Raw genomic sequence first — 7,660 nt, forward strand, 5'->3', positions numbered from 1 at the left:
CTTTGTATCTTGATGGTATTCCTTTAATGAAACGACTCTTTCAAGCTTGTTGCTCTACTAATGCTCCTCCTACTCTTGCTATACCTGTCTAAACCTTATTCTTTGTCTTTTTAAAAGAGCCGCACCCATATACTTAAATGCTACGGATTAGTATGATAGCCTTAGGTACCGAACTTAAGCGTAAGTATTCAGTTATCAGCGGTCAGCCGTGAGCTTTTAGCTCACGGTACTTGAGGTGCCCTCAACGGGTCGCACCTCTGCATCGCTTATTCCATAGCTGCTCGCGTAGCGTATCCGTAGCGCATTAGCTGATAGCTAGCTGTTCGCGTAGCGTGCGCGTAGCGCTTAAGCTGACGGCTAAATGCTTACGGCAGAAGGTAGAAGGCAGAAGGGACGAGATTTGGAGCTAGTTTTTAAAAAGTCCAGTGATTTTACGAATAATTAATTGCTTTAGTTAAGTTAAAGGAGTTAATTTAAACTAGGGAATTGAGCTGATGGAGTTAATGTTAGAAAAAGGTTTACTGGACAAGATATTTTGATTTTGATATTTTTAGCAGTTTAATCCATGATATTCCATAGTTTTAATTCCATCAAAGCGTTCAATTAACCCAAACCCAGTTCCCGTTTGAGCAGATTAATCGACTTACTACCAATATAGTTTTCACAACGGATCAGCTTGGGTGGTCGAATAATATCTTCACGAGCAGCTAAAATTGCCTCTTTAACAGTTTGATAACTTGCCTGATCGCTAATAATTATCTGGGAACTGCGAACTAACGCTTTTAGTTTATAGTTGTCCTTAATCTGAGCCGTCATCACTAACAACTCATCTCCCCGTAGACTATGGACAATAATTTCGACCACTTTTAAAATCCCAGAACTGATGCTAACCACTCCTAAACGGTTACCTTTAGAAAGACTTTTAATTAGCTTAAGTTCTGGTTCATAGTCATAAATATCAACAGGGATAACACGAACAGATTTAGGGGCAACAATCGCTTCTGCTTTACCGATAAAATAGCGACTAGTAACTACTGTAGCCGAGTGAGTTTGATCCAAAGCGTCCGAGAGTTCTTCCATTGGCACCAACTGCACCGGGATTCCCAAGGATTCTTCTAACTCCTGCACCATCAATTCTCCAGCACCAAGGTCTCGTGACTCTACGGTCACCAGTACCCTAGCGCTACACCGTAACCGCCAGTCAATCTCCGACAAAAATAGTTCCCTAGCCTGGTTAAGGGAGCAACCTTGTCCGAGAAGTTGATTGAGGCTATCTTGAACAACCTTGTAAGCTTCGGGGGAAAACTGGTTAAGAAAGCCAGCCTGACGTCGATTACCCCCTTCATGACCCTGTGCTTTAACATAAATGCCTGAGCCAGCATGGGACTCTACTAGTCCTGTTTCTTCTAACTGCCGATATACCTTGCTGATGGTATTGCGGTGCAAACCCGTCTCCATCGCTAACTGACGAGTACTGGGCAGTTTATGTCCTGGGGGATATTGTCGGGATGCGATCGCAAACTGAATTTGGTCAAATAGCTGCTTCGAGGCAGGTATTTCACTATCTTGTTGAATATGATACTGAACCATTACAGAGTCTCCAAAATCCCCTGTTTATCACTATTATATGGTATGCTTTTATTTTTTAACTTTTGGGTCAAATTTTGCTATCCACTTCAGCTAGAATGTAAGGATTCAGCTGTCAGCCGTGAGCTAAAAGCTCACGCTACTTGAGGTGCGGTCAGCTTAAACTAAGATTTGGGAGAATTTAATCCTTCGAGATTTTCTCGAATTCAAAGTCTCGGTAGTAAGGATATGCGCTACGCGCACGCTGCTTGAGGTGCCGTCAGCTGATAGCTGACAGCTGATACCATCTCAAGTAGCACCATCTGTCGCGCATTAGCTAATAGCTGATAGCTGACAGCTGATAGCTATTAGCTTTAAAAAAAATCAGCTAATTATAACTAATTTATATCCCAAATAACCAAGTCAATAAAAATCAATAAAAATCAATATAATTTAAAGTGATCCTCTGGACTATACTGAATTATCCAATTAAGTAAGCTAGTTAATTAACTTATTATTTATTTCCTAAATACAGGTATAATCTAGAGTTAAGCTACTGCTGTAGAATTGGCGCTGAATTCAGAAAGCCAAGAAAACCTTTAGCTTAGCATCTATAACTGCCAAGCAAGAGCTTCACATCCTTCCAAATCGATTATGACACATAGGGAAATTCGTACCATTACCGTCAAGGTGGTCAATGGTGATCTAGACATAGCAGCTTACCTGGCAATGCCGGTGGCAGAAACACCTCTTCCTGGAATTGTGGTGCTGCAAGAAATTTTTGGGGTGAATGGCCATATCCGGGATATCACAGAACGGTTTGCCAAAGAAGGCTATGTTGCGATCGCTCCCGCACTCTATCAACGCCTTGCCCCAGGTTTTGAGACAGGTTACACCACTGAAGACATTAAGATTGGCAAGGAATACAAGGCACAAACCAGAGCAGCGGAACTCCTAGGAGACATCCAAGGGGCGATCGATTACCTGAGAAGTCAAACCCCTGTGCAAGATAACCCCATCGGCTCTATTGGCTTTTGTTTCGGTGGTCATGTTGCCTATCTGGCTGCTACCTTACCCGATATTAAAGCTACTGCTTCGTTTTATGGCGCTGGGATTACTACTATGACTCCTGGCGGTGGTGAACCAACGATTACTCGCACACCAGAGATTAACGGTACACTCTATGGTTTATTTGGGATGGAAGATGCTAGCATTCCAGCAGAAGAGGTTGATCAGATTGAAGCTGCTCTTGAGAAAAATAAAATAAATTATCGTGTCTTTCGTTACGATGGGGCAGACCACGGATTTTTCTGTGACCAACGGGCTAGCTACAATGAAAAAGCAGCTACAGATGCGTGGGCTAACGTTTTGCAGCTGTTTAGGGAAAAACTTAACTAAATGGTCTTGCTTTCCAACTTTTTAACCAGCTGATCCCATATCAGAAATCATTACTGATTTAAAACCGTTAATTATCATGAATTCGAAATCAACCTCTTCCACCACCAGCAATTCATCCTTTTCTATGGATGATTTTGCTCAAGCCCTAGAAGAATACGACTATGAGTTTAAACAGGGACAGGTGGTACGTGGCAGAGTAAATAACTACGAAAGCGATGGTGCTTATGTAGACATCGGTGGTAAGTCCCTGGCTTATCTACCAATTCGTGAAGTTTCCTTAGAATCGGATCAGGATTGGTCGGAAGTACTGCCCTTGGATGAGGAAATGGATTTCCTGATTATTCGGGAGCAGAATGCCGATGGTCAAGTTACCCTTTCCCGGCGTCAGCTGGAGATTAAGCAGGTTTGGGATGATTTAATGGAACTCCAAGAGAATGGAAAATCATTAGATGTCCGGGTTTCTGGAGTGAATAAAGGTGGTGTCACCGTGGATGTGCGCGGATTGCGGGGATTCATTCCGCGATCGCACTTGAGTCAGCACGACCATCTAGATTCCTTGATTGGTCAGAAACTAACAGTCACTTTCCTAGAAGCTGACCGCGATCGCAATAAGCTAGTGCTTTCTCAGCGGGAAGCTGTGCGTGCTGCTACTTTCTCTGAGCTAGAAGTGGGACAATTAGTGGAAGGTAAAGTAGCTGCGATCAAGCCCTTTGGTGTGTTTGTGGACTTTAATCAAACCAATGGCTTGCTACACATTAAGCAAGTAAGCCAAAGTTTTGTTGAAGACCTCTCCAAGGTGTTTGAAATCGGTCAAGTGATCCAGGTAATGATTATTAACTTGGATGAAGGCAAAGGTCGTATTTCTATGTCTACCAGGGTTTTAGAAAATTACCCAGGAGAAATGCTCGAAAAGATGGCAGAGGTAATGGCTAGTGCTCCAGCTCGTGCTGAACGTGCTAGGCAAAAACTATTACAAGCATAAGTTAGGTCTTTTTAATCGATAATGTTTTTTGTTTCTTGTTGACTGTTAACTGTTAACTGTTGACTGTTGACCGTTGACCGTTGACCGTTGACCGTTGACCGTTGACTGTTGACTGTTGACTGTTGACAGTAAACCAAGAACTGTAAAATACCTCATGAATCAAAACAATAGCCCAATCCATACCCTTACCGTAGATATTGGTGGCAGTGGCGTTAAGGTGATGGTATTAGATGAAGTGGGTAATCCCATCACCCAACGTAGTCGCTTAGAAACACCCCAACCTCCTAAGCCGGATGCTATTATTCATGCGATCGCATCCCTAGCTCTCGGACAAGGGAATTTTGAACGGGTATCGGTGGGATTTCCTGGAGTGGTGCGCAATGGGATAACCTATACGGCGGTAAACCTTGATCCTGATTGGCAGGGATTTGATCTGGCTACTACCCTATCTCAACGCTTAGGCAAACCGGTGCGAGTAGCTAATGATGCCGATGTCCAAGGATTAGGAGCAATTACTGGCAAGGGAGTAGAATTGACGATTACCCTAGGCACAGGGTTTGGTTCTGCTTTATTTGTGGATGGCAAGCTGGTGCCAAATCTGGAAATGGGACACCATCCTTTTCGTAAAGGGGAAACCTACGAAGAACAGTTGGGGCGAGCGGCCTTAGAGAAAGACGGTAAGAAGAAATGGAATAATCGTCTCAAAAAAGCGATCGCATGCCTGGAGCGTTTGTTTAATTATAATTACCTTTACATTGGTGGTGGTGAAGCCAAAAAAATTAACTTTGAGCTACCCCCCAATGTAAAAGTAGTGCCCAATGTTGCTGGGTTATTGGGGGGTATTGCTTTGTGGCGGGATTAGAAAAAACCCTTAAATACTATCGCCTATCGCGCTAAATACTAGAAGTAAGCTATCAGCTATCAGCTATCAGCTATCAGCATATGCTTATGATGGACTTTTCCCCAGACTTTCAATTCTCATTAATATCGAACTCTTAAATTCTATGGTTTGCCCATTGCGCATTGGCGCACGCTACGCTGGGTTTATTTTAAGCATGATAGCTGACCGCTGACCGCTGACCGCTGTTCGCGCAGCGTGCACGTAGCGCATATGCTTACTACTAGAGTGCTAAGCTATAGCTTTTCCTGCATAAACCTGTGTTACAAATTCCCCAATTTTCTGCTGATATTCGGAAGTAGCAACAGTAGTCAAATCATTGTGACCTGCATCAGGAACTAGCCAAAGCTGTTTAGGAACTGTAGCAGCATCGAACAAGACTTGACTCATCCTAGCAGGCACTGTGGTATCATTAATGGCATGGATTAAGAATATAGGTGTTTGGAGTGACTTGATTTTACTAATTGAGTCAAACCGCTGGGTAAGCAGAAGATTGATCGGCAAGAAACCATATTTTCCCTCATAATCTGCCATATCCCGCATGGAAGTAAATGAGCCTTCCAAAATCAAGCCTGCCATTTCTGGGTTACGCAGCGCTAGCTCAATCCCGATTGCTCCCCCTAAGGAATAACCATAGACAAAAATATCTTGGGGATTGATGCCTCGTTGTTGGACTAGATAATCCCAACCTACTTGAGCATCTTGATAAAGTTGGGATTCCCTAGGAAATTTCCCCTCGCTGCAACCATAGCCTCGGTAGTCAATCAGGAGCAGCGATAAACCGACCTGATGTAACCGTTGGGCAATTTCAAGATATGACCCAATATTACAGGCATTACCGTGGAGATATAGCATCACCTTACTTTCTGGTGAGTCACAGGGAATCCACCAGCTGTGAATTTTCTCAACTTTCCCCTTATTGGATATTGGTAACCAAACCTCTTCGTAAGGCAAACCAAAGTCAGCTGGTGTATTTTCAATTCCTGAGGAAGGACAAAATATTAGCCGATTTTGCAACAGCAACACGGAGGTACAGACTAAGGCGTAAGCGATCGCTATAAATCCTGCAACAATCAACATAATCAATTATCGTCATACTTCATCCTTCATCCTTCAAAACCGGTTGGCTTAGATGCCATTCGGTTGCTTGTTCATAAGCATAACCTACTTGGAATAGCTGGTCTTCCCGCAATACATTACTAATCAACTGCATCCCAATGGGTAATCCCTGTTCATCAAAGCCACAGGGTATACTCATGCCTGGTAACCCAGCCAGGTTAACTGGAATAGTCATCAGGTCAGTCAGATACATACTTAAGGGGTCTTCTGTCTTTTCCCCAGCTTTAAACGCTGTGGAGGGAGCTGTGGGACAAACTAGCACATCGACCTTGTCAAAGGCTGCTTCAAAATCCTGTTTAATCAGAGTACGAACTTTTTGGGCTTTGAGATAATAGGCATCATAGTAACCAGCGGATAGGGCATAGGTTCCTAGCATAATCCGGCGCTTGACTTCTGCACCGAACCCTTCAGCACGGGTTTTGGTGTACATAGAAAGGAGATTGTCAGCATCTGATGCCCGTAAGCCATATTTAACCCCATCGTAGCGAGCTAGATTTGCTGATGCTTCTGACGGAGCAATGATGTAGTAGCAAGGCAAACCATACCGGAATCGGGCACAGGAAATTTCCTGAATCTCAGCACCTAAGTCTTTAAGCTGATCAATGGCTTTAGTGACTGCTTTCTCTACTACTGGGTCTAAGCCTTCACCAAAGGTTTCTGTGATAATGCCAATCTTAACTTTACCGTTAGATTTTAGGTCTGGTTTCAGGAATTGGGTATAGTCGGGAATATCTACTTTGAGGCTGGTAGCGTCATTGGGGTCATATCCTGCGATCGCATTCAGTAAAATAGCGGCATCTTCTACAGTGCGAGCAAATGGTCCAATTTGATCTAAGGACGACGCAAATGCCACTAAACCATAGCGCGATACTAATCCATAGGTCGGTTTCATGCCAACTACTCCACAGTAAGAAGCCGGTTGACGAATAGAACCACCGGTATCAGAACCGAGAGCAATGGGACATTCTCCAGAAGCTACGGCTGCCGCTGAGCCCCCGGAGGAGCCGCCGGGGACATGGGATAAATTCCAAGGGTTTTTAGTAAGTTTAAAAGCCGAGTTTTCCGTAGAACTCCCCATGGCAAATTCATCCAAGTTGGTTTTACCTACCATTACTGCCCCAGCATCTTTGAGTTTTTGGGTCACTGTTGACTCGTAGGGTGGGACAAACTTGGCCAGAATCCGGGAGCCGCAGGTGGTCGGAATCCCTTGGGTACACATATTGTCTTTGATGCCAATGGGTATACCGGCTAAAGTCGGGAGCTCTTCACCAGCTGCGATTTTGGCATCTACTTGACTGGCCTGTTCTAAAGCATAGTCTGAGGTGATGTGGAGGAAGCTTTGGACTTGAGGCTCTAAGGCTTGAATCTGATCTAGGGCTTCTTGGGTGATTTCTACAGCTGAGCGTTCTTTGTTGATTAGCTGTTTATGCAACTCGCGGACGGTGTCCATGCTTACTACCTTTACTGACTTAACCATTTCAACTCTAGTATTCTGACAAAAAATTCATGGCTTAGGGGTTTGGGCTCAGGCTTTAGCAAAGGGAGTCGGGAGTCGGGAGTCGGGAGTCGGGAGTCGGGAGTCGGGAGTCGGGAGTCGGGAGTCGGGAGTCGGGAGTCGGGAGGCGGGAGTCGGGAGTCGGGAGTCGGGAGTCGGGGGTCGGGAAGGTTGCGTTAGGGGGGCCTTCATGTGTCGCTCA

The 7,660-nt window shown here is 44.5% G+C and carries 6 protein-coding genes; 3 read left to right on the top strand and 3 right to left on the bottom strand.

Annotated features, from left to right (window positions below):
- Window positions 1-603 precede the first annotated feature (603 nt).
- Window positions 604-1,590 carry a GntR family transcriptional regulator gene (locus F6K46_RS36745; RefSeq protein ID WP_293067694.1) on the bottom strand — a complete coding sequence of 329 codons (987 nt, stop codon included), beginning with the start codon at window positions 1,588-1,590 and terminating at the stop codon, window positions 604-606.
- Between the two features lie 630 nt (window positions 1,591-2,220).
- Here F6K46_RS36745 and F6K46_RS36750 point away from each other — a divergent pair.
- From F6K46_RS36750 to F6K46_RS36760, 3 genes are all read left to right on the top strand, one after another.
- Entirely contained in the window at window positions 2,221-2,964 is a 744-nt protein-coding gene (locus F6K46_RS36750; RefSeq protein ID WP_293067696.1) for a dienelactone hydrolase family protein, read from the top strand.
- Between the two features lie 76 nt (window positions 2,965-3,040).
- Complete coding sequence (locus F6K46_RS36755) at window positions 3,041-3,946, top strand: S1 RNA-binding domain-containing protein (protein ID WP_075896798.1); 906 nt, start codon at window positions 3,041-3,043, stop codon at window positions 3,944-3,946.
- Window positions 3,947-4,100: 154 nt separating this feature from the next.
- The gene (locus tag F6K46_RS36760; RefSeq protein WP_070391246.1) at window positions 4,101-4,808 is read left to right on the top strand and encodes an ROK family protein; all 708 of its coding nucleotides are present in this window, start codon (window positions 4,101-4,103) and stop codon (window positions 4,806-4,808) included.
- Window positions 4,809-5,075: 267 nt separating this feature from the next.
- On the opposite strand, the gene F6K46_RS36765 is transcribed toward F6K46_RS36760, so the two are convergent.
- The gene (locus tag F6K46_RS36765; RefSeq protein ID WP_293067701.1) at window positions 5,076-5,924 is read right to left on the bottom strand and encodes an alpha/beta fold hydrolase; all 849 of its coding nucleotides are present in this window, start codon (window positions 5,922-5,924) and stop codon (window positions 5,076-5,078) included.
- Between the two features lie 19 nt (window positions 5,925-5,943).
- Window positions 5,944-7,413, bottom strand: coding sequence for an Asp-tRNA(Asn)/Glu-tRNA(Gln) amidotransferase subunit GatA (gatA, locus tag F6K46_RS36770; protein WP_293067703.1), 1,470 nt, complete (start codon window positions 7,411-7,413; stop codon window positions 5,944-5,946).
- Between the last annotated feature and the right edge of the window lie 247 nt (window positions 7,414-7,660).

It is taken from the genome of Moorena sp. SIO3E8, from assembly GCF_010692445.1.
Lineage (GTDB): Bacteria > Cyanobacteriota > Cyanobacteriia > Cyanobacteriales > Coleofasciculaceae > Moorena > Moorena bouillonii.

Bases quoted from the DNA above. Each gene is read 5' to 3' on its own strand.
- F6K46_RS36745 (WP_293067694.1), bottom strand. From the start codon at position 1,590: ATGGTTCAGTATCATATTCAACAAGATAGTGAAATACCTGCCTCGAAG.
- F6K46_RS36750 (WP_293067696.1), top strand. From the start codon at position 2,221: ATGACACATAGGGAAATTCGTACCATTACCGTCAAGGTGGTCAATGGT.
- F6K46_RS36755 (WP_075896798.1), top strand. From the start codon at position 3,041: ATGAATTCGAAATCAACCTCTTCCACCACCAGCAATTCATCCTTTTCT.
- F6K46_RS36760 (WP_070391246.1), top strand. From the start codon at position 4,101: ATGAATCAAAACAATAGCCCAATCCATACCCTTACCGTAGATATTGGT.
- F6K46_RS36765 (WP_293067701.1), bottom strand. From the start codon at position 5,924: ATGTTGATTGTTGCAGGATTTATAGCGATCGCTTACGCCTTAGTCTGT.
- gatA (WP_293067703.1), bottom strand. From the start codon at position 7,413: ATGGACACCGTCCGCGAGTTGCATAAACAGCTAATCAACAAAGAACGC.